Origin of the sequence: Flavobacterium dankookense, assembly GCF_004362665.1 — a bacterium.
Classification (GTDB): Bacteria; Bacteroidota; Bacteroidia; order Flavobacteriales; family Flavobacteriaceae; genus Flavobacterium; species Flavobacterium dankookense.
Genome location: NZ_SNXR01000016.1, coordinates 42899 through 64012 on the forward strand (window position 1 = coordinate 42899; position 21114 = coordinate 64012).

At 32.8% G+C, this 21114-nt stretch carries 14 protein-coding genes; 11 read left to right on the top strand and 3 right to left on the bottom strand.

From position 1 onward, the window contains the following. Nucleotides 1–28 precede the first annotated feature (28 nt). The 3 genes from BC748_RS11855 to BC748_RS11865 form a co-directional block, all read right to left on the bottom strand. Complete coding sequence (locus tag BC748_RS11855) at nt 29–2638, bottom strand: zinc-dependent metalloprotease (protein ID WP_133533714.1); 2610 nt, start codon at nt 2636–2638, stop codon at nt 29–31. Nucleotides 2639–2801: 163 nt separating this feature from the next. Then, complete coding sequence (locus tag BC748_RS11860; RefSeq protein ID WP_133533715.1) at nt 2802–5720, bottom strand: M16 family metallopeptidase; 2919 nt, start codon at nt 5718–5720, stop codon at nt 2802–2804. A 69-nt stretch (nt 5721–5789) separates the two neighbouring features. Then, on the bottom strand, nt 5790–6287 hold the full coding sequence (locus tag BC748_RS11865; RefSeq protein WP_133533716.1) for a GNAT family N-acetyltransferase: 498 nt from the start codon (nt 6285–6287) through the stop codon (nt 5790–5792). A gap of 129 nt (nt 6288–6416) precedes the next feature. On the opposite strand from BC748_RS11865, the gene menD reads away from it, so the two are divergent. The 11 genes from menD (at nt 6417) to BC748_RS11920 (ending at nt 21114) form a co-directional block, all read left to right on the top strand. After that, on the top strand, nt 6417–8078 hold the full coding sequence (menD, locus tag BC748_RS11870; RefSeq protein WP_133533717.1) for a 2-succinyl-5-enolpyruvyl-6-hydroxy-3-cyclohexene-1-carboxylic-acid synthase: 1662 nt from the start codon (nt 6417–6419) through the stop codon (nt 8076–8078). Between the two features lie 21 nt (nt 8079–8099). Then, the gene (locus BC748_RS11875) at nt 8100–9332 is read left to right on the top strand and encodes an HD domain-containing protein (RefSeq protein ID WP_133533718.1); all 1233 of its coding nucleotides are present in this window, start codon (nt 8100–8102) and stop codon (nt 9330–9332) included. Nucleotides 9333–9365: 33 nt separating this feature from the next. Beyond that, nucleotides 9366–10385 (top strand): UDP-3-O-(3-hydroxymyristoyl)glucosamine N-acyltransferase, encoded by a 1020-nt coding sequence (gene lpxD, locus BC748_RS11880; RefSeq protein WP_133533719.1) that lies wholly within the window; start codon nt 9366–9368, stop codon nt 10383–10385. 16 nt (nt 10386–10401) lie between these two features. Next, nucleotides 10402–11790 (top strand): bifunctional UDP-3-O-[3-hydroxymyristoyl] N-acetylglucosamine deacetylase/3-hydroxyacyl-ACP dehydratase, encoded by a 1389-nt coding sequence (locus BC748_RS11885; protein WP_133533720.1) that lies wholly within the window; start codon nt 10402–10404, stop codon nt 11788–11790. A 63-nt stretch (nt 11791–11853) separates the two neighbouring features. After that, nucleotides 11854–12639: an acyl-ACP--UDP-N-acetylglucosamine O-acyltransferase gene (gene lpxA / locus BC748_RS11890; protein ID WP_133533721.1), complete on the top strand. Its 786-nt coding sequence runs from the start codon at nt 11854–11856 to the stop codon at nt 12637–12639. Between the two features lie 65 nt (nt 12640–12704). Then, nucleotides 12705–13271, top strand: a complete 567-nt coding sequence (gene efp / locus BC748_RS11895; protein ID WP_133533722.1) for an elongation factor P — start codon at nt 12705–12707, stop codon at nt 13269–13271. Nucleotides 13272–13343: 72 nt separating this feature from the next. Further along, entirely contained in the window at nt 13344–14273 is a 930-nt protein-coding gene (locus BC748_RS11900) for a UDP-3-O-(3-hydroxymyristoyl)glucosamine N-acyltransferase (RefSeq protein WP_133533723.1), read from the top strand. A gap of 3 nt (nt 14274–14276) precedes the next feature. After that, complete coding sequence (locus BC748_RS11905; RefSeq protein ID WP_133533724.1) at nt 14277–14636, top strand: nuclear transport factor 2 family protein; 360 nt, start codon at nt 14277–14279, stop codon at nt 14634–14636. A 131-nt stretch (nt 14637–14767) separates the two neighbouring features. Next, nucleotides 14768–15640, top strand: coding sequence for a succinate--CoA ligase subunit alpha (gene sucD / locus BC748_RS11910; protein ID WP_133533725.1), 873 nt, complete (start codon nt 14768–14770; stop codon nt 15638–15640). Nucleotides 15641–16104: 464 nt separating this feature from the next. Then, nucleotides 16105–18447, top strand: a complete 2343-nt coding sequence (locus BC748_RS11915) for a DUF7619 domain-containing protein (RefSeq protein ID WP_133533726.1) — start codon at nt 16105–16107, stop codon at nt 18445–18447. Between the two features lie 12 nt (nt 18448–18459). Further along, complete coding sequence (locus BC748_RS11920) at nt 18460–21114, top strand: DUF7619 domain-containing protein (protein WP_133533727.1); 2655 nt, start codon at nt 18460–18462, stop codon at nt 21112–21114.

Here is a 21114-nt window from a genome sequence, read left to right on the forward strand (position 1 = left end):
AGGTTTTGTTATAATGATTGAAAAAATATTATTTAATTGTTAATGCATTTTCAATTAAAAACGAAATGTAATTTCGGTGTGCTCTTGTGCTTTCGTCTAATGAAGAAGCTGTGCTAAGCATCAGTTTAATTTTCTTTAATGTTTGACGTGCTGCGGCTTTTGAGATATCGTCATGTCTGTTTTTTGTATCATTGATATCGGCAATTGCAGCAACTTCTTTTACAAAATAGGTTTGTAGGTATTGGCGTTGCATGTTTACTTTACCTATTAAATCGGCTTTAAAAATTCCATTGGTTAAATCGGTCATAATTTCGGCAACGGTATAGCTATTTCCATACAAACTTGTGTTTGAAACTCTTTGTAACGTTGTTGGGTGAAGAATATGACCAAGTGTTGCGTCCGTTTGGATTGACTGATAAATTGCACCTAGTTTTGGATCTTCGGTAGAAGAGAAGAAGTTAAAACCACGTCTTTGTAATTGTAAATAAGGATACAATGGTGCATCAACACTATAGGCAGTTGGTGCAAAAACGTATTTATTCAATACATCGATAGCTCTTTTTTGTCGTGCTTTTGAAACGGGTGTCAATGGTTTTTCAGTCGTGTTTTGACCAACGAAACTTCTGTCCACCATTACGCCACCAACATAACGGCTAACTACTGCTGCCATGTTTCTTCTTTGATTATTTAAGTTTGAAAAACGCGCTCTTAGTTCGGCATAACTTTGACCTTCTTTGCTATATTTTGTTTTCAATTTTGTCATAACATTGTTAACCAATTGAAATCTTTCTTCGGCATTGCCAATAGCATCGCTACTTAAATCATTAATCATCACTCGTGGATCGATTGCTTTTCCTGGCGATCTCATATCGTCAGCATCGTTTCCAAATGCTAAAGCTGGTTCTGTGCTACGACTTAAAATTTTTGTCAATTCCGCTTCTTCTGATTTTTCATCAAATTCCCTGTAACCAAATTCAATTGCCCAAAGATCATAAGGTCCAGGTTTTACAGTATAATAATTTCCTTGTTTGCTTCTGTCTAAAGAAAGATTGACTGCTGGATAATCCATTACTGAACCAATAAGACCAACTTTTTCAGTGATGGCTTTGTTGTGTAATTCGGCTGGAGATAGCATTTGGCTCGATTTCATGTTGTGGTTTAACCCTAGAGTATGTCCCATTTCATGCAATACTAAATAGTATAAAAATTCTTTATGTACATCTTTCAAAGTTTCTGGATTTTCACCCAAAGCATCTACCAAAGTTGTTCCCATGACGAACTGATTTTTAAGTTCGCTAGCCATTGTGCAAGCACTTCCATCTTTGTGGAAATAATGATTTAGATGTTCAGAATTGCCTGAATTTTTTGCAGAATATAGTTCGTCAAGCGATGGTGAACTACTTCCTGAAGCCCATTCGATTGTAATATCAGAACCTAAAATTTGTCCAGTTCTTGGATTAGCAAAACTTGGTCCAATGGCACCATAAGTTGGATAAGCTGAGGCAACCCAACGAATTACATTGTAACGAACATCGCCAGCATCCCAATCGGCATCATCAGGTTGGATTTTCATCACAACTGCATTTTTGAAACCAGCTTTTTCAAACGCTTCATTCCATTTATTTCCAGCATCAACAACGATTTGACGATATTCTATTGGCGTAGTGTTTTCAATCCACCAAACGATAGGTTCAACAGGTTCGCTCAAAAAAGCACCTGGATCTTTTTTGGTCAAATACCATCTGTGGATAATATCTTTATAAGGTGTTGCTTTCATACTCGTTTGGTCGTTTACCGTTTGTCCAAAATAACCAACGCGTGGATCGTCTCTTCTTGCTCTGAAATCGTTTTTGGGCATTTCTAGAAATGTATGTTGGATACGCACACGAACATAACGTGCATCGGTAATGTCATCGCCACCGCCATTTAAAGGTGCAGGATTGTCATAAGCTAAATCGACCAAGACATCTGTATTGTTAGGATAGGAGCGAATGCTATAGTATTTTGATTTTGCAGCATTAAAATTTCCTAAATTAAAAACCGCACCTGGAGGAATTCCGGGAGGCATTGTTGGTTTAACTGGATCCAATTTTTCGCTAATAAACAAACCATCGGCAGCAATTAAATAACCATTGCTGTCTTCAGCTACCACTTTTTCGGCTAAGAAAATTGCTTCCGAAATATCAGTTCCAGCAGTTTTACTTACAGCGTTGTTTTTGTCATAGTAAAAATTGGTGTTTACGATGCCAAATTCAATTTTATCATTCGCTTTTTTGATGTTAAAAACATTAGTTGATCTGTGCATACTTTGATTTAACCCCAAAGTTGTTGGTCCGTTCATTGAGTAACTTTGGTAGATAAATTCTTTGCCTAATTGGTCTTTTTTGACAAAAAGTTGAATGCTGCCAGTTATTGTATCTTGGTAAATGGTAAATAGACCTTCTGTTTTTTTGCTTGTTTTAATTTTGTCTGCAATAGAAACTTTAGCAGGTTTTTTGTTTTTGATTGAATCTGCAATTGCAGCTGCTATTTCCTTTTTGTTTTTTTTCTTGCGTTCTGATTTGTCTTGTGCTTGAGACAACCCTGAACTCAGAATAACAGCTAAAGAAAAAAGGAACGAGAATTTAGTTTTGTTCATAAAATTTAATTTAGATTGATGTATGAAATTAGTGGTTTGATTAAAAAATTCACAATTTACTATATTATTTAATGTGTTAGCAAAAATGGTGTTGTTTTTGTTTTCAAGGCAAAAAAAAATCCCAGTTTTTACTGGGATTTTTAATAAAATTTGATTTTAAATCCTAATAATTAAAAACCTCTTCTAATGTTACTTCTTCAATTTGACCTAACTTTTTCAAGGCATCTAAGTCTAGGTTTTCTTTTTTACCGATGATAGCAGTGTTGTACTGTTTTGTTTTTACTTCTTTGTTGAAGAAATCGTCAGTAGCTTTCAGCGTTAAACCTTCAATGCTTTTGTAAACATCTTTTCTAACATCATAATCAAATCCTAGTTTTTTCAGGTTTAATTGGTTGAAATAAATGTTGGCTTTGATAATTCTGCTGGAAGCCATTTGCTTTAAACTTGATTCTTTTGCGTTTTCAAATTGTTTGTCAATTTTTGGCATTTCGGCAAGCAAAGCATTGATAGCATCAACGGCTTGTGGCAATTTGTTGGCTTGTGTTCCAATAGAAACTTGCATGTAATCGTTTAAGTTTTTATCGTTTGCCATTCCATAAAATGCTCTAGCAGAATAAGCCAACGACTTAGATTCTCTGATTTCTTGGAAAACAATTGATGACAATCCTGAACCAAAATAAGCATTGAATACATTTACGATTCCTGAGATTGCTGGATTGTACTTTTCACCTTTGGCAACACGCGTCATTTCAGCTTGAACCATATCGTAGTTAGCAAAATATACTTTGTTTGATGTTTCTGGCTCAGCATATTTCTTTGGAGTTGGAATGGCTTTGTTTGCCGCAAGGTTGTGGTGTTTTTCTAAAGAAGCAACGATTGGGTTTAAATCATTTCCGTAGAAGAAGATTTCGTGTTGGTAATCGTTTACCCCTTTGATTAAGTTAGTCAATTCGGTAACGTTCATTTCTTTCAATTGTTTTTCTGAAAGAATATCACGGAAACGAGAGTCTTTACCATATTTAGCATAATTTGTTAAAGCGTTCATAATACTTTCTTTACGCTTTTTAGCATTGGCACGATTGTTCAAAATAGTTTCTACTTGCGTATTGTAAACTTCTTGGTCTGGTTTTACGTTTTTCATGAAATTTTCAAGTAGTTCAATTCCTTTTGGTAAATTGTTTTCTAAACCAGAAAGTGTGATGTAGCTTAGTTCGCTACCAATATTTACTGAATACGAAATTCCAATTTTGTAGAATTCTTTCTTGATTCCTTCAGCGCTTAGTTTATCGGTTCCAAAGTAATCAAGCATTCCAACAGCCAAAGCTAATTTTTTGTCATGGTCAGAACCCATATTGAAGATATAGTTCAAACGAGCAATAGAATTGGTTGTGTTTTTGATGAAACTAACAGTAGTGTTTTTAACTTTTTTAGTCTGAATTTCTTTTTTGAAATCCACAAAAACGGGAGCTAAATCAGCTGATTTTAGATTTTGAAATTCTTTGTAGAATTCTGATTGCGAATCTCTATTTAATTGAATAGGAGTGATTTTAGGATTTGAAACGCGAACTAATTTATCATTAACACCTTTTCTTTTGTAAACAATTACATAATTGTCTTTGAAAAATTCATTAGCAAATTTAACTACATCTGCTTTAGTGATTTTTGAATATTCATTGGTTTCAGAAACGATGTCGTTCCAACTTCTTCCTTGAATGAAAGCTCCATACATAGTTGTTGCTAATCCATCAACCGACTCGAAGTTTTTCATTTCATCCAGTTTCATATTATTGATAATAGCCTGAATCATCCATTCGTCAAAATCACCTTTTTTGATTTTATCAACTTCGGCTAATAATAGGCTTTTACCTTCTTCAAGTGTTTGTCCATCTTTAACAGATATAGTCATCCCAAAGTAACCATAATCATTGAAAGTTGATGTATATGCTCCAGCTCCAAGTGCTGATTGTCTTTGATTAATGTTAGTATCAATTAAACCAACATCTCCTTGATTAGAGAGAATTTCGGCAACGATTGTTGCTAAACGAGTTTCTTTTGTTCCAGCGCCTGCAGTTCTCCAAGCCATCATTAATCGCTCAGCTGTTGGGCTTTTTACTTCTCTTTCAACTACAGTTGTCATTGGTTTTTCAACCAAAGTACTTTCTTTTGGTAAATCTTTGTATTTAAATGAGCCAAAATATTGGTCAACCATTTTGATTGTTTTATCAAAATCTAAATCACCTACTAAAACAACTGCCATATTATTTGGTACATAATAGGTATTGAAATAATTGTGAATAGCAACCATTGAAGGATTTTTCAAGTGTTCTGATTTTCCTATTGTTGTTTGTTGACCATAAGGTGTTATTGGAAACAAAGCGTCCATTAATTCATAATTCAATAAGCGACCATCGTTATCTTGTGCACGATTGAATTCTTCATAAACGGCTTCTAATTCAGTATGGAAAAGACGTAAAACCAATTCAGAGAAACGTTCTTTTTCAATTACCATCCATTTTTCCAACTCAGTTGATGGAATATTATTTTTATATACTGTTTCGTTTAACCAAGTGTGCGCATTTGTTCCTTTTGCACCAAGTGATGAAATTAATTTGTCATATTCATTTGCAACTGAATATTTTGAAGCTTCCTGCGATACTTCGTCAATTTGCTTGTAGATAGCAGCTTTTTTTTCTGAATCAGTTTCTGCTTTGTGTTGTTCGTACAAATCAGAAATTTGAGCGATTAGTTTTTGTTCTTTTTCCCAATTTTGAGTTCCAATTTTACTTGTCCCTTTAAAAACCATGTGTTCAAGGTAGTGAGCCAAACCAGTGTTGTCTGCTGGATCATTATTTGAACCCGTTCTCACTGGAATGTAAGTTTGAATTCTAGGCTCGTCGGTGTTTTGAGCTAGATATACTTTTAAACCGTTTTTTAGTGTATAAACACGCGTTCCGGTCTTGTCGTTTTTCACCGTTTCATAGGTGTAACCTTGTTTGTCAGTCTTTTTTTCTACTGAAGATGTTTGAGCCATAACTGTTGTCAGTGAGAGAATTAAGCAACTGGTTAATAGTGTTTTTTTCATATTTTGATAAGTTTGACCAAAAATATAGAAATGACACTAAGAAAGCTCAAAAAAATATGTTAAAATAATTTATTCCAACATCAATTGCATGATAACCGAATGGAGCCAACGATCGAATTTATATCCTGTTTCATTGACAATTCCTGCAGTTTTAAATCCAAATTGTTCGTGAAAACGAATGCTACTTTCATTCTCGGCATCAATAACGCCAATCATGGTGTGTAGTTTTTGTTTTTTGGCTAGTTGAATTAATTCGATTATCAAAAGTTTACCAATTCCTTTTCCATGAAAATCATTGGCAACATAGACGGAATGTTCAACGGTAAATTTATAAGCTTCACGAAATCTAAATTCACTGTAATATCCAAAACCAACAACTTGGTCTTCAATTGTAGCAACAATAACTGGAAAACCTTTTTTTAATTTGTCTTCAAAAATGCTAATTTGTTGTTCAATAGTTCTTGGAGTATAATCATATAAAGCTGTAGAGTTGATAATGTTAAAGTTAATAATATCAAGAATAGGTTTAGTATCGGTTACTTTGTAATTGCGCAGTTTGATTTCCATAATTCAAAAGTATAAAAAAGGATTGAGATTTACTTTATCATTTTTCAACGAGTATTTTGATTGTTTTATCTGTTATTTAGTGTTAAATTAAGGTCGTTTGTTTACATTTGTGTTACTTAATGCTCAAAAATGATTTATCCAAAAATACCTTTAGCACAAAGCATCATCGAGATATTTAATGTTAAAGGTGTACATGACATTGTTATTTGTCCAGGTTCTAGAAATGCACCATTAACCATTGGTTTTGTCAACAATCCTAATTTTAATTGTTTTAGTATTGCGGACGAACGTTGTGCTGCTTTTTTTGCACTAGGTATGGCTAAGCAAAAGCAAAAACCAGTAGCGATTGTTTGTACTTCGGGTTCAGCTTTGTTAAATTTTTATCCAGCATTTGCCGAGGCTTATTATAGTCAAGTTCCAATTATAGTAGTTTCTGCTGACAGACCGATTGATAAAATTGATATTGGCGATGGACAAACCATTCGTCAAGAAAACGTGTTTTCAAATCATTCCTTTTATAATGCTAATTTAACTGATGATGCCTCAGAAGAAAACGATGTTTTTATCAATGAAGCAATCAATGTTGCTATTGGGAAGAAAGGTCCAACCCATATTAACGTTCCTTTTGAAGAACCATTGTATGAAACGGTTAAAAAAAGAACCATTGATTTTAATGTTACAAGTTTGTTTAAAGTTTATCGTTTAATTAGTGTTGACGATATTATTGCTTTTTCTACGTTATGGAATCACAGTAAGAAAATTTTAGTTCTAGTAGGCGAGTTAAAGCCTAATTCAATAGAGCAACGGTGGATTGAAATGTTGGCTAATTTTCCATCAGTTGTTGTAATGACTGAGTCAACTTCAAATTTGCATCATCCAACGTTTATAAACAAAATCGATACCTTAATAACGCCATTCAAAGCAAAAGAAAGCCTGAGTTTGCAACCGAGAATCCTCATCACTTTTGGCGGAATGATTGTTTCCAAAAGAATAAAATCTTTTTTACGAAAATACAAACCAAAACACCATTGGCACATTGATGAGCTGCGCGCGTATGATACTTTTGGAATGCTAACAAAACATTTTCACGTTAGTCCAAATCAGTTTTTCACGCAATTTCTTCCATATGTAAAAACGATAGAAAGCGATTATAAAATTAAGTTTGCTACTATTGTTAAACACCGAGAGGCAAAACGTGAATCGTATTTGAAATCAATTTCTTTTTCTGATTTGAAAGCTTTCGAAATCATTCTTGGTCAGTTGCCAAAAAAGATTAATCTTCAATTCAGTAATAGTTCACCAATTCGCTATGCGCAATTATTCGATATTGATTCCTCAATTGAAGTAGCTTGTAATCGCGGAACCAGCGGAATTGATGGAAGTACATCAACAGCAATCGGTGTTGCTACAGCAAGTGAAAAACCAACCCTATTGATTACTGGAGATGTAAGTTTTTTTTATGATAGTAATGCGCTTTGGAATAATTACATTCCTAAAAACTTTAAAATTATAGTTATTAATAATGGTGGTGGCGGAATTTTTAGGATTCTTCCTGGACATCAAGAGAATGAAGTTTTTAATACTTTTTTCGAAACGTCGCATTGTTTAACTGCTGAACATTTAGCCAAAATGTATCATTTTGATTATTTCACAGCTAGTAATGAAAAAACATTGAAAGAAAGTTTGAAACAATTTTATAAAAACAATGACAAACCAACATTGCTTGAAGTATTTACACCAACTAAAGAAAACGATAAATCATTACTTCAGTATTTCAAATCATTGGTTTAATTCAAAATAAGAAACTAAAAGGTGAGCCAAACTAACAAGTTAAAAATATTTAACGATCCAATTTATGGTTTTATAACCATTCCTAATACATTAATTTACGATTTAATTCAACATCCTTATTTTCAGCGATTGCGACGCATATCCCAAATGGGTTTGTCTTATTTGGTTTATCCTGGCGCACATCACACACGTTTTCATCACGCTCTTGGGGCTATGCACATGATGCAAAAAGCAGTTGAAGTGCTTCGATTTAAAGAGGTTACTATTTCCAAAGAAGAAGAAAATGCTTTATTGATTGCTATTTTGCTTCACGATATTGGTCATGGTCCATTTTCGCACGCTATGGAACATAGTATAGTAGAAGTGCATCACGAAGAAGTTTCGTTGCTTTTCATGAATAAATTAAACGAAGAATTTAATGGTCAATTAAGGTTGGCGATACAAGTTTTTAAAGGCGAATACCATCGTAAATTTATGCTGCAATTGATTTCAAGTCAATTGGATATGGATAGAATGGATTATTTGAAAAGAGATAGCTTTTATTCTGGTGTTGCTGAAGGAAATATCAATTCCGATAGGCTAATTCAAATGCTAAATGTAGTAGATGATGTTTTAGTAATGGAAGAAAAAGGAATTTATTCTATCGAAAAGTTTTTGATGGCAAGACGATTGATGTATTGGCAAGCTTATTTACATAAAACTAGTTTAGTAGCGGAGTTAACCTTAACTAAAACTTTGAAACGCGCTAAAGAATTATTGCACAAAGAAATTGCAGTAGAATGTAGCAAACCATTAAAATATTTCATGGATAATGTTGTGACTCTAGAAAGCTTCACACATCACGATTTAAACACATTTGCACAGCTTGATGATTTTGATATTATCTCGGCTTTGAAAAGTTGGCAGTTTCACGATGATTTTATTTTGAGTAGTTTGAGTAAAATGATTATCAACAGGGATTTATCAAAAATAAAATTAAGTAGTGAAAAATTCCCAATCGAAGTTCTAGATGATTATTTAACTACTTTTTCTAAGGAAAACAACATCAGCTTGCAAGATGCCAAATATTTTATTTTTAAAGGTAAAATAAAAAACCAAGCCTACAGTAAAGACGCTGAACCCATTAGAATTCTCAAGAAAGACAAAACAATTGAAGATGTAGTAGAAGCATCGGATCAATTGAATTTGAAAGCACTTTCAAAACCCGTGACGAAGTATTTTATCTGTTTCCCAAAACAACTCAATGAAAAATAGCAATAAAATCGTTTTTTTTATACTTTTGTGCCAATGAAGTTTACAGCATCTCAAATAGCAGGAATTCTAGAAGGCGAAGTAGTAGGTAATCCTAATGCTGAAGTCGATAAATTAGCCAAAATAGAAGAAGCAACCGCAGGTTCACTAACATTTTTGGCCAATCCAAAATATGTAAATTTTATTTATAGTACAGATGCTACCATAACAATCGTTAATGCAACTTTTGAACCTGAAAACGATATAACAACTACACTAATCAAAGTGGAAGATGCTTATTCGGCTTTTTCAAAGTTATTAGAATATTACAATCAAGTAAAATTGATGAAATCGGGTATCGAGCAACCTTCTGTTATTTCAGATGGCGTTACCTATGGCGATAATCTCTACTTGGGAAGCTTTTGCTACGTTGGTAAAAATGTTTCTATCGGCAAAAACGTCAAAATATATCCAAACTCTTTTATCGGTGATAATGTAATTATCGGTGACGATTGTGTCTTTTTTGCTGGTGTAAGAGTCTATTCTGAAACGATTATTGGTAAAAGCTGTGTAATCCATTCTGGTGCAATTATTGGTTCTGATGGATTTGGTTTTGCACCACAAGAAGATGGCAGTTTTAATAAAATTCCACAAATTGGAAATGTTATTTTAGAAGATAACGTTGAAGTTGGTTCGTGTACTACGATTGATAGAGCAACGCTTGGTTCAACTATCATCAGAAAAGGGGTGAAGCTAGACAATCAAATTCAAATTGCTCACAATGTTGAAATAGGTGAGAATACTGTAATTGCTGCTCAGACAGGAATTGCTGGTTCTACCAAAATTGGAAAAAACTGCATGATTGGCGGACAAGTAGGTTTTGCTGGTCATATTGTGGTTGGCGATAATGTTCGCATCCAAGCGCAATCAGGAGTTGGGAAAAATGTAAAAGATGGAGAAGTGCTTCAAGGTTCACCTTCATTTAACTATGGTGATTGGAATAAGTCGTATGTACATTTTAGAAATTTACCTAAAATTGTAGCCGATTTAGAAGAATTAAAAAAGAATAAAAACTAAACTAAAATAGATTACAATGGTTAAACAAAAAACCATCCAAAACGAGATTTCTTTGACTGGAGTTGGACTTCACACAGGAAAAGAAGTGAAGATGACTTTCAAGCCTGCACCAATTAATAACGGTTTTACTTTTGTTAGGGTAGATTTAGAAGGAAGTCCAATCATCGAAGCGGATGCAAATTATGTAGTGAATACACAACGAGGAACAAACCTAGAAAAACTAGGAGTTAAAATCCAAACTTCAGAGCACGTTTTAGCTGCTTTTGTAGGTTGCGATGTGGATAACGTAATTATTGAATTAAATGAGTCTGAACCACCAATTATGGATGGTTCTTCTAAGTATTTTGTGGAAGCTATTGAAAAAGCTGGTGTTGTTGAACAAGAAGCGGAACGAAAATATTATGTTGTTAAAGAAGTAATTTCCTTTGTAGATGAAACTACCGGAAGTGAAATTTTAGTTATGCCATCGGATGATTATCAAGTAACCGCAATGGTTGACTTTGGTACTAAAGTTTTAGGTACACAAAATGCTACCATGAAAAGCATTACTGATTTCAAAAAAGAAATTGCCGATGCTAGAACGTTTAGTTTCCTTCACGAATTAGAAACATTGCTAGACAATGGATTAATAAAAGGTGGCGATTTAAACAATGCTATCGTTTATGTTGATAAAGAAATTTCAGAAGCTACTATGGAAAACCTTAAAGTAGCTTTTGGAAAAGATAAAATATCGGTTAAACCTAACGGAATACTTGATAACCTAACGTTACACTATCCTAACGAAGCGGCAAGACACAAACTACTTGATGTTGTGGGTGATTTAGCTTTAATCGGAATTCGTATTAAAGGAAAAGTAATTGCCAACAAACCAGGACACTTTGTAAACACACAGTTTGCTAAAAAGATGTCTAAAATCATCAAAATAGAACAAAAAAATCAAATTCCGGTTTATGATTTAAACTTGGAACCATTAATGGATATTCATAAAATTATGAGTATTCTTCCACACAGACCACCATTTTTATTGATTGACAGAATTATAGAAATGTCCGATACGCATGTGGTTGGAATGAAGAATGTAACGATGAATGAAAACTTCTTCGTAGGACATTTTCCAGATGCACCAGTAATGCCTGGAGTTCTAATTGTTGAAGCCATGGCGCAATCGGGAGGAATTTTAGTATTAAGCACTGTTCCAGATCCTGAAAACTACTTAACCTATTTTATGAAAATAGATAATGTTAAGTTCAAATACAAAGTATTACCTGGTGATACACTAATATTTAAGTGTGAATTGATTACTCCAATCAGAAGAGGAATTTGTCACATGCAAGCTCATGCTTATGCTAACGGAAGATTAGTTGCTGAAGCAGAATTAATGGCGCAAATAGCCAAAAAGCAATAGATTTTGATTATACGTTTTGCAATAAAATAAACGTATGATTAAATAACCAAATTAAAACAAAACATGAATCAACCTCTAGCATATGTACATCCAGGAGCAAAAATAGCCCGAAACGTGGTTATTGATCCTTTCACAACCATTCATAATAATGTGATTATTGGTGAAGGAACTTGGATAGGTTCAAACGTTACCATCATGGAAGGCGCACGAATCGGTAAAAACTGTAACATCTTTCCTGGCGCAATCATTTCAGCAGTTCCACAAGATTTAAAATTTGGTGGAGAAGATTCGCTGGCTATAATTGGCGATAACTGCACTATTAGAGAATGTGTTACCATCAACAGAGGAACAATCGCATCAGGGCAAACCAAGATTGGAAACAATTGTTTAATTATGGCAACAGCACACGTTGCTCATGATTGTCATATTGGCGATAACGTAATTATTGTTAATGGTGTACTTCTTGGCGGACACGTTACTATTGGAAATTATGCCATCGTTGGCGGATTGTCAGCTGTACATCAATTTATTAGCATTGGTGACCATGCGATGATTTCGGGTGGTTCTTTGCTTAGAAAAGACGTTCCACCGTTTACTAAAGCAGCAAAAGAACCTCTTTCTTATGTTGGAATAAACTCTGTTGGTCTAAGAAGAAGAGGTTTTTCATCTGAAAAAATCAGAGAAATTCAAGATATTTATAGAATTCTTTATCAAAAGAACTACAACACCTCTCAAGCGGTTGGAATCATAGAAGCTGAAATGGCAGCATCGCCAGAACGTGATGAAATATTGGATTTTATCCGTAATTCATCTAGAGGAATTATGAAAGGTTACTCTGGAAACGTTTAATATATTGAATTACGAATTAAAAATTACGAATTAAAATAACAAATAACCGAATAAACAAATTTACAATGGCATCTACAGCAGATATTAGAAACGGATTATGTATTAAATACAATCACGATATATATAAAATTATTGAGTTTCTTCACGTTAAACCAGGAAAAGGTCCAGCTTTTGTTAGAACTAAATTAAAATCATTAACCAATGGAAAAGTATTAGACAACACTTTTTCTGCTGGTCACAAAATCGACGTTGTTCGAGTTGAAACACAAACTTTTCAGTATTTATATGCAGAAGGAACTGAATATCATTTCATGAATACCGAAACGTATGAGCAAATTACGTTGAACAAAGACATTCTTGATGCTCCAGATTTATTAAAAGAAGGAACTCTTGTAATGGTTCAAATTAATACAGAAACTGATTTACCTTTATCAGTAGATATGCCAGCTTCTATCGTTTTAGAAGTAACTTATGCTGAACCAGGTGTGAAAGGAAACACAGCAACCAATGCAACTAAACCAGCAAAAGTAGAAACAGGCGCATCGGTTAACGTTCCTTTATTTATTAACGAAGGTGACAAAATCAAAATTGATACTGCCACCGGTTCTTATATGGAAAGAGTTAAAGAGTAAAGGTTATGAGTTTATGTAGTTTAAAAGTTTATATAAACTCATAAACATCATAAACCTTTTAAACACTATTAAATGAAGTTTCCAAAAACACATACTCTAAAAGAAATTGCGAATATCATCGGTTGCCAATATATTGGAGCCGATGATTTTGCAGTTCATGGCATGAACGAAATTCACGTGGTTAATCCAGGTGATATTGTTTTTGTTGACCATCCAAAATACTACGACAAAGCTTTGCAATCTGCAGCTACAATTGTACTGATTAACAAAGAAGTCGATTGTCCAGAAGGCAAAGCATTATTGATTTCTGACGATCCATTTAGAGATTTTAATACCTTAACCAAACATTTTCGTCCGTTTATTGCCGCTAATGTTAGCGTTTCGGCTTCGGCTGATGTTGGTGAAGGAACAGTTATTCAACCCAATTGTTTTATAGGAAACAATGTAACTATTGGAACTAATTGTTTGCTTCATGCTAATGTAATTGTGTATGACAACACAGTTATAGGCGATAACGTAATCATTCACTCGGGAACTATTCTTGGTGCCGATGCTTTTTATTATAAAAAACGTCCTGAAGGTTTTGACCAACTATTATCTGGTGGAAGAGTTGTTATTGAAGACAATGTAGGAATAGGAGCATTGTGCACTATTGATAAAGGTGTTACTGGCGACACAACCATTGGCGCAGGAACCAAAATTGATAACCAAGTGCATGTTGGACATGATACCGTTATAGGTAAAAAATGTTTAATAGCATCACAAACAGGTATTGCAGGTTGCGTAATTATTGAAGATGAAGTTACGCTTTGGGGACAAGTTGGTACTACTAGCGGAATTACTATTGGTGCAAAAGCGGTAGTATTAGGTCAAACCGGTGTAACCAAGTCAATAGAAGGTGGAAAAAGCTATTTTGGCACACCAGTAGAAGAATCACGTGAAAAATTAAAGCAATTGGCAAATGTCAAACGCATTCCAGATATTCTAAATAAATTAAAATAAACTATGAGCGCTAAAGAAATCGTTCAAAATTTTTACAAATCCGATGTTATTCTCGAGGCAGAAACCGTAAATCAGTTTTTGCATCCCGAAGTAGTATTAGAATGGCACAGTACCAAAGGTTTTTTAACCCTAGACCACGACCAAATTATTGCTATTAGTGCTGAATTAAGCAAAGCCTATGTTCGTTCTAAATCAAGGATTACTCATCTTGTTGAAGAAGGTAATACAGTGGCCGTTCGCTATTCTCATTTTGTAAAAACTATTGAAAATCCAAGAGAAGAAATGTTGTTAGCCCATTTTATGGTTATCTGGGAAGTGAAAGACAACAAATTATATCGCGGCTATCAAATGAGCCAATTATAAATCGGTTGTGAGTTTGGAGTTTTTAGTTTGTATGAATTTCACAAAAAAACTGAACACTAAACACTGAACACTGAACACTTTTTTCTACTTTTGCAACACATAAATAAAAACACAAATAAACATATATACTCATGAGCGTTTTAGTTAATAAAAATTCAAAAATAATAGTTCAAGGATTTACAGGAAGCGAAGGAACTTTCCACGCTTCGCAAATGATTGAATATGGAACCAACGTTGTTGGAGGAGTTACACCAGGAAAAGGTGGCACAACCCATTTAGAGCGTCCCGTTTTCAATACAGTAAAAGATGCTGTTGAACAAGCTGGAGCTGATACTTCCATTATATTTGTTCCACCAGCTTTTGCTGCCGATGCTATTATGGAATCGGCTGATGCAGGTATCAAAGTAATCATTTGTATTACAGAAGGTATTCCTGTGGCTGATATGATTAAAGCGTATGATTTTATCAAAGGAAAAGACTGTCGTTTGATAGGTCCAAACTGTCCAGGAGTTATTACTCCAGAAGAAGCAAAAGTAGGTATCATGCCAGGTTTTGTATTCAAAAAAGGAAAAGTAGGTATCGTTTCTAAATCAGGAACATTAACGTATGAAGCAGCAGACCAAGTGGTAAAACAAGGATTAGGAATTACAACCGCTATCGGAATTGGTGGTGATCCAATCATTGGAACTACTACAAAAGAAGCAGTAGAATTATTAATGAACGATCCAGAGACTGAAGCTATCATCATGATTGGTGAAATTGGTGGACAACTAGAGGCTGATGCTGCAAGATGGATTAAAGCAGATGGTAACCGCAAACCAGTAATTGGTTTTATCGCTGGAGAAACCGCTCCAAAAGGAAGAACAATGGGACATGCTGGTGCTATTGTTGGTGGTTCTGATGATACTGCTGAAGCAAAGAAAGCAATTATGAGAGAATGTGGCATTCACGTAGTTGACTCTCCTGCTGAAATTGGTAAAAAAGTAAAAGAAGTAATAGGATAAGACCTTTTACTAATTCTAAAATATAAAACTCCTTTTGTGAAAGCAAAAGGAGTTTTTTTATGCCATATAGCTACCGTAATATATTATAATTACCTCTAATTTAAACTAGGAACTACAGTATTATAGACTAAAACATTTATTTTACAACCTATTACTGTAGTAGGATGTTCAAAAAAATAAATTTAATAGTCTATTACTATAGTAATGTATCATAAAAAAATATTTTTAAGATACTAAACAGTAGTATTGTGCCTTAATTTTTTTAAATAACAATAGCGTACTAAAGTAATAGGCTTTTAAAAATAATTTTAAAAGCTCCATACAGTAGTTTTAACCTTTATGTTTAATATTTGTAAATAAAGAATATTGGATGTTGTTTTCTCATGTACATTATATTTTGATAACATGCTTTAATTTTTTCTTACAAGAATTTTCTATATATTTGGTTTTTAAACACTTCTTTCATGAAAAAACTCTACACTATTGTTGCTTTATTTACATTATTTATTGGTTCAGCTCAGATTGTTAATATTCCTGATGCGGATTTTAGAAGTTGTTTGTTTTCTGCTAGTCCAAGTACTGATGTTGCACAAAATGCAGCTGGACAATATATAAAAATTGATACCAATAACGATGGACAGATTCAAGTAAGTGAAGCATTAGCAGTTTATGAATTGAATACAGAATATTTTTCTATTGAAAGTATGACAGGAATTCATGCATTTTCAAATCTTAAGATTTTTAAATGCGGTAACAATCAATTAATGAGTTTAGATGTTTCTCAAAATACTAATTTACAGTCATTACACTGTAATAATAATTATATAAGTAATTTAATTCTTCCTCAAAGTAATTCTTTTATTAAATTAATTTGTGACAATAATCAATTAACTAATTTAGATGTTTCTCAATGTATTGCTCTAAAAAATTTATCTTGTGCATATAATCAATTAACAAGTATTGATGTTTCTCAAAATTTAGAATTAGTAGTTTTTTATTGCTATAATAATTATTATTTATCAGCTATTGATATTTCAAATAACCTAATGTTGTACGAATTTGATTGTTCAGTTAATCAATTGACTTTTTTAGATTTTACAAACAATTCTAATTTACATTCAGTTAATTGTAGTGATAATGAAATAACTTCAATTCTTTTGCCAACAACAACATTGTCTAATTTTTTTGGTATAGATTGTAGTAATAATTTGATTGAATCTTTTGACATGTATAATAAAAAAGTAAATTATGTAAACTTAATTGCGAATCCAACTTTAGTTAGTATAAACATTAAAAACGGCCTTTATAATGATAGAATAGATATCGGTGGCAACATTAATAATCTTCGTTATATTTGTATTGACGAGCAAGATTTTAACAATATTGGATATATTTTTGGTAACGCTAACTTGTCCAATATATTAATTAATAGTTATTGTTCTTTTGAACTAGGAGGAACATTTTATACCATTGAAGGAAACAGTAAATTTGATAACAATAGCAATGGATGTGATAGTAATGATTTAAATATACCAAATCAAAAATTTACCATTACTAACGGAACTATTTCAGGTTCATTAATCGCTAATCAAAGTGGTACTTATTCCATTCCTGTTCAACAAGGAATACATACTATTACTCCAGTTTTAGAAAATCCAAGTTATTTTACTGTTTCTCCAGCTTCAGCATCCGTTAGTTTTCCATCGGCAACAAGTCCTTTTACTCAAGATTTTTGTGTTACTGCTAATGGTATTTTTAATGATGTTGAGATTATCATTATTCCAATAGAAGTGGCTCGTCCAGGTTTTGATGCGGAGTATAAAATCATTTATAAAAACAAAGGAAACCAAGTGGCTAATGGTTCTTTGAGTTTTACTTTTGACGATGCTATTATGGATTTGGTTATCGCAACTCCTGTTAATGATGGAAATGCAACCAATAGTTTAAGTTGGAATTATACCAATTTAAATCCTTTTGAAACTGGAGAAATTGATTTAGTTTTTAATATTAATTCTCCAATGGAAATTCCTGCAGTGAATGGCGATGATGTTTTAGATTATACCGCAACAATTGTTGGCGCAACGGACGAAACACCAAATGACAATACGTTTACATTAAACCAAACGGTTGTTAATTCGTATGACCCAAATGATAAAACGTGTTTAGAAGGTTCAACTATTACGCCAAGTATGGTTGGACAATACGTTCATTATGTAATCCGTTTTGAAAATACTGGAACTTTTGCTGCGCAGAATATAGTAGTAAGAGATATTATTAATACTGCTAAGTTTGATATTGCAACTTTGGTTCCACAACGCAGTAGTCATGATTTTGTTACTAGAATAACAAACACGAATAAAGTGGAATTTATCTTTGAAAACATCAATCTTCCTTTTGATGATGCTAATAATGATGGTTATGTAGCGTTTAAAATTAAAACAAAACCTACTTTGGTTTTAGGCGATACGTTTAGCAACGAAGCAAGCATTTATTTTGATTATAACTTTCCCATTATTACTGAACCAGCTGTAACTACGGTTGCTGCTTTGAGCAATCAAGACTTTGATTTTGGAAGTTATTTTGCATTGTATCCTAATCCTACGAAAGATATTCTAAACTTCGAAGTGAAGAACGAAATAGGAATCAAGTCGATACAAGTTTACAACACATTAGGGCAAATAGTTTTGGTAGTCACTAACGCTTCAACCACAAGAAGTATTGATGTAGCTAGTTTAAACGCTGGTGCTTATTTTATAAAAGTTACAACAGACAAAGGTAGCGCGAATAGTAAATTCATAAAAGAATAAAAAAAACACACTATGAAAAAGTTTTACACGATTTTAGTTTTAGTATTTGTTGTTGCAAAAAGTAGTGCACAGATTGTTAACATTCCTGATGCGAATTTTAAGGCGAAATTATTAGCGGCTAGTCCAACGGTATCAATTGCATTAAATTCATCTGGTGTAAGAATCAAAATTGATTCTAATAATGATGGAAATATTCAGGTTAGTGAGGCGGTTTTGGTACATACATTAAATGTATACCAAAGTAACATTTCGGATATAACAGGAATACAAAGTTTCATTAACCTGAGGAATTTTAGTTGTGATTTTAATCCAATTACCGTTTTAAATTTAACAGGATTAACAAACTTACGTTCCTTAAATTTTTCTAATTGTCAGCTCACATCAGTTGATTTAACCGCTTTTTCCTTAATTAACACTTTAAATTGTCAGTATAATCAATTAACAACACTAAATGTTTCAGGGTTAACCGCAATGACTAATATGAATTGTCTGGGTAATCAAATTAGTTCATTAAATTTAAGTGGAATGACAAATTTAACAATATTGTATTGCGGCAATAATTCTCTAACGTCTTTAGATGTTAGCTCTTTGGTTAACCTAACAGAATTAAATTGTAGTAATAATCAAATTTCTGCCTTGAATTTAACGGATTTAATTGATTTATATAAAATAGATTTTTCCAATAACTTAATATCTAATATAGATTTTCAAACTAATACAAGTATGGGTTTAATTTATGGAAGAAACAATTTACTAACATCTACTAATTTAAACGGTTTAAGCAGTCTTACATATCTAGATTTATCTGAAAATGAATTCAGCTCCCTTAATTTTTCTGCATTAAATAGTTTGCAAACTTTAAATTTATATAATAATTCTATATCCAATTTAAATTTACCAATTTCTCCAAGTTTGCGTTCTCTAAATGTTGGAAATAATCAACTTTCTGTTTTAAATTTAGATGATTATCCTTTGTTGTATGGGTTAAATTGTAGCGGTAATCAACTAACTTCTCTTGATATTTCAAACAAGCCATTGCTTAATAATTTATATTGTCAAAACAATTTGCTTACTACTTTAAATTTAAATAATTTAAATAATCTTGTCATAATAAAATGTAACAATAATCCATTACTCGATAAACTATTTGTAAAAACAACAACAACAATTGCTAGTTGGGATTTAGATATAAGCGGTAATCCTAGTTTAAGCTATATATGTACCGATGAAAATAAATTATTGTTATTTCAGAATGCTATTTTAAACAATGGTTACACATGTGAAGTTAATACCTATTGTTCTTTTAATCCTAGTGGAGTTTTTTTTACTATAACTGGTAATAATCGTTTTGACTTTAATAATAATGGTTGTGATATAAATGACATAGACTTTTCTTTTTTAAAATTTAATATAACTAACGGAACAATATCGGGTTCATCATTTTGTAATACTACAGGAGGTTATTTTCTCTCTGTTCAATCTGGAACGCACACTATTACGCCAGTTTTAGAAAATCCAAATTATTTTGCTGTTTCGCCAGCTTCAGCATCCGTTAGTTTTCCATCGGCAACAAGTCCTTTTACTCAAGATTTTTGTGTTACTGCTAATGGTATTTTTAATGATGTTGAGATTATCATTATTCCAATAGAAGTGGCTCGTCCAGGTTTTGATGCAAAGTATAAAATCATTTATAAAAACAAAGGAAACCAAGTGGTAAATGGTTCGTTGAGTTTTACTTTTGACGATGCTATTATGGATTTGGTTAGCGCAACTCCTGTTAATGATGGAAATGCAACCAATAGTTTAAGTTGGAATTATACTAATTTAAATCCTTTTGAAACAAGAGAAATTGATTTAATATTTAATATCAATTCACCAACGGAAATTCCTGCGGTGAATGGCGATGATGTTTTAGATTATACCGCATCTATTATAGGCGCAACGGACGAAACACCAAATGACAATACGTTTACATTAAACCAAACGGTTGTTAATTCTTTTGATCCAAATGATAAAACGTGTTTAGAAGGAACAACCATTACGCCGAGTATGGTTGGACAATACGTTCATTATGTAATCCGTTTTGAAAATACTGGAACTTTTGCTGCGCAAAATATCGTTGTGAAAGATATGATTGACACCACTAAGTTTGATATTGCTACTTTAGTTCCACAACGCAGTAGTCATGATTTTATCACAAGAATAAGCAATACCAATAAAGTAGAATTTATTTTTGAAAACATCAATCTTCCGTTTGATGATGCCAACAATGATGGTTATGTGGCTTTTAAAATCAGAACAAAACCTACTTTAGTTTTAGGCGATACATTTAGCAACGAAGCAAGCATTTATTTTGATTATAACTTTCCGATTATTACTGAACCAGCTGTAACTACCGTTGCTGCTTTGAGCAATCAAGATTTTGATTTTGGAACTTATTTTACATTGTATCCCAATCCAGCAAAAGAGGTTCTAAACTTCGAAGTGAAGAACGAAATAGGAGTGAAGTCGATACAAGTTTACAACACATTAGGACAAATAGTTTTAGCAGTTACAAACGCTTCAACTACAAGAAGTGTTGATGTAGCAAATTTAAACGCTGGTGCTTATTTTATAAAAGTTACAACAGACAAAGGAAGCGCAAATAGTAAATTCATTAAAGAATAA

Coding starts and splice junctions, on each gene's coding strand:
- BC748_RS11855 (WP_133533714.1), bottom strand. CDS start 2,638: ATGAACAAAACTAAATTCTCGTTCCTTTTTTCTTTAGCTGTTATTCTG.
- BC748_RS11860 (WP_133533715.1), bottom strand. CDS start 5,720: ATGAAAAAAACACTATTAACCAGTTGCTTAATTCTCTCACTGACAACA.
- BC748_RS11865 (WP_133533716.1), bottom strand. CDS start 6,287: ATGGAAATCAAACTGCGCAATTACAAAGTAACCGATACTAAACCTATT.
- menD (WP_133533717.1), top strand. CDS start 6,417: ATGATTTATCCAAAAATACCTTTAGCACAAAGCATCATCGAGATATTT.
- lpxD (WP_133533719.1), top strand. CDS start 9,366: ATGAAGTTTACAGCATCTCAAATAGCAGGAATTCTAGAAGGCGAAGTA.
- BC748_RS11885 (WP_133533720.1), top strand. CDS start 10,402: ATGGTTAAACAAAAAACCATCCAAAACGAGATTTCTTTGACTGGAGTT.
- lpxA (WP_133533721.1), top strand. CDS start 11,854: ATGAATCAACCTCTAGCATATGTACATCCAGGAGCAAAAATAGCCCGA.
- efp (WP_133533722.1), top strand. CDS start 12,705: ATGGCATCTACAGCAGATATTAGAAACGGATTATGTATTAAATACAAT.
- BC748_RS11900 (WP_133533723.1), top strand. CDS start 13,344: ATGAAGTTTCCAAAAACACATACTCTAAAAGAAATTGCGAATATCATC.
- BC748_RS11905 (WP_133533724.1), top strand. CDS start 14,277: ATGAGCGCTAAAGAAATCGTTCAAAATTTTTACAAATCCGATGTTATT.
- sucD (WP_133533725.1), top strand. CDS start 14,768: ATGAGCGTTTTAGTTAATAAAAATTCAAAAATAATAGTTCAAGGATTT.
- BC748_RS11915 (WP_133533726.1), top strand. CDS start 16,105: ATGAAAAAACTCTACACTATTGTTGCTTTATTTACATTATTTATTGGT.
- BC748_RS11920 (WP_133533727.1), top strand. CDS start 18,460: ATGAAAAAGTTTTACACGATTTTAGTTTTAGTATTTGTTGTTGCAAAA.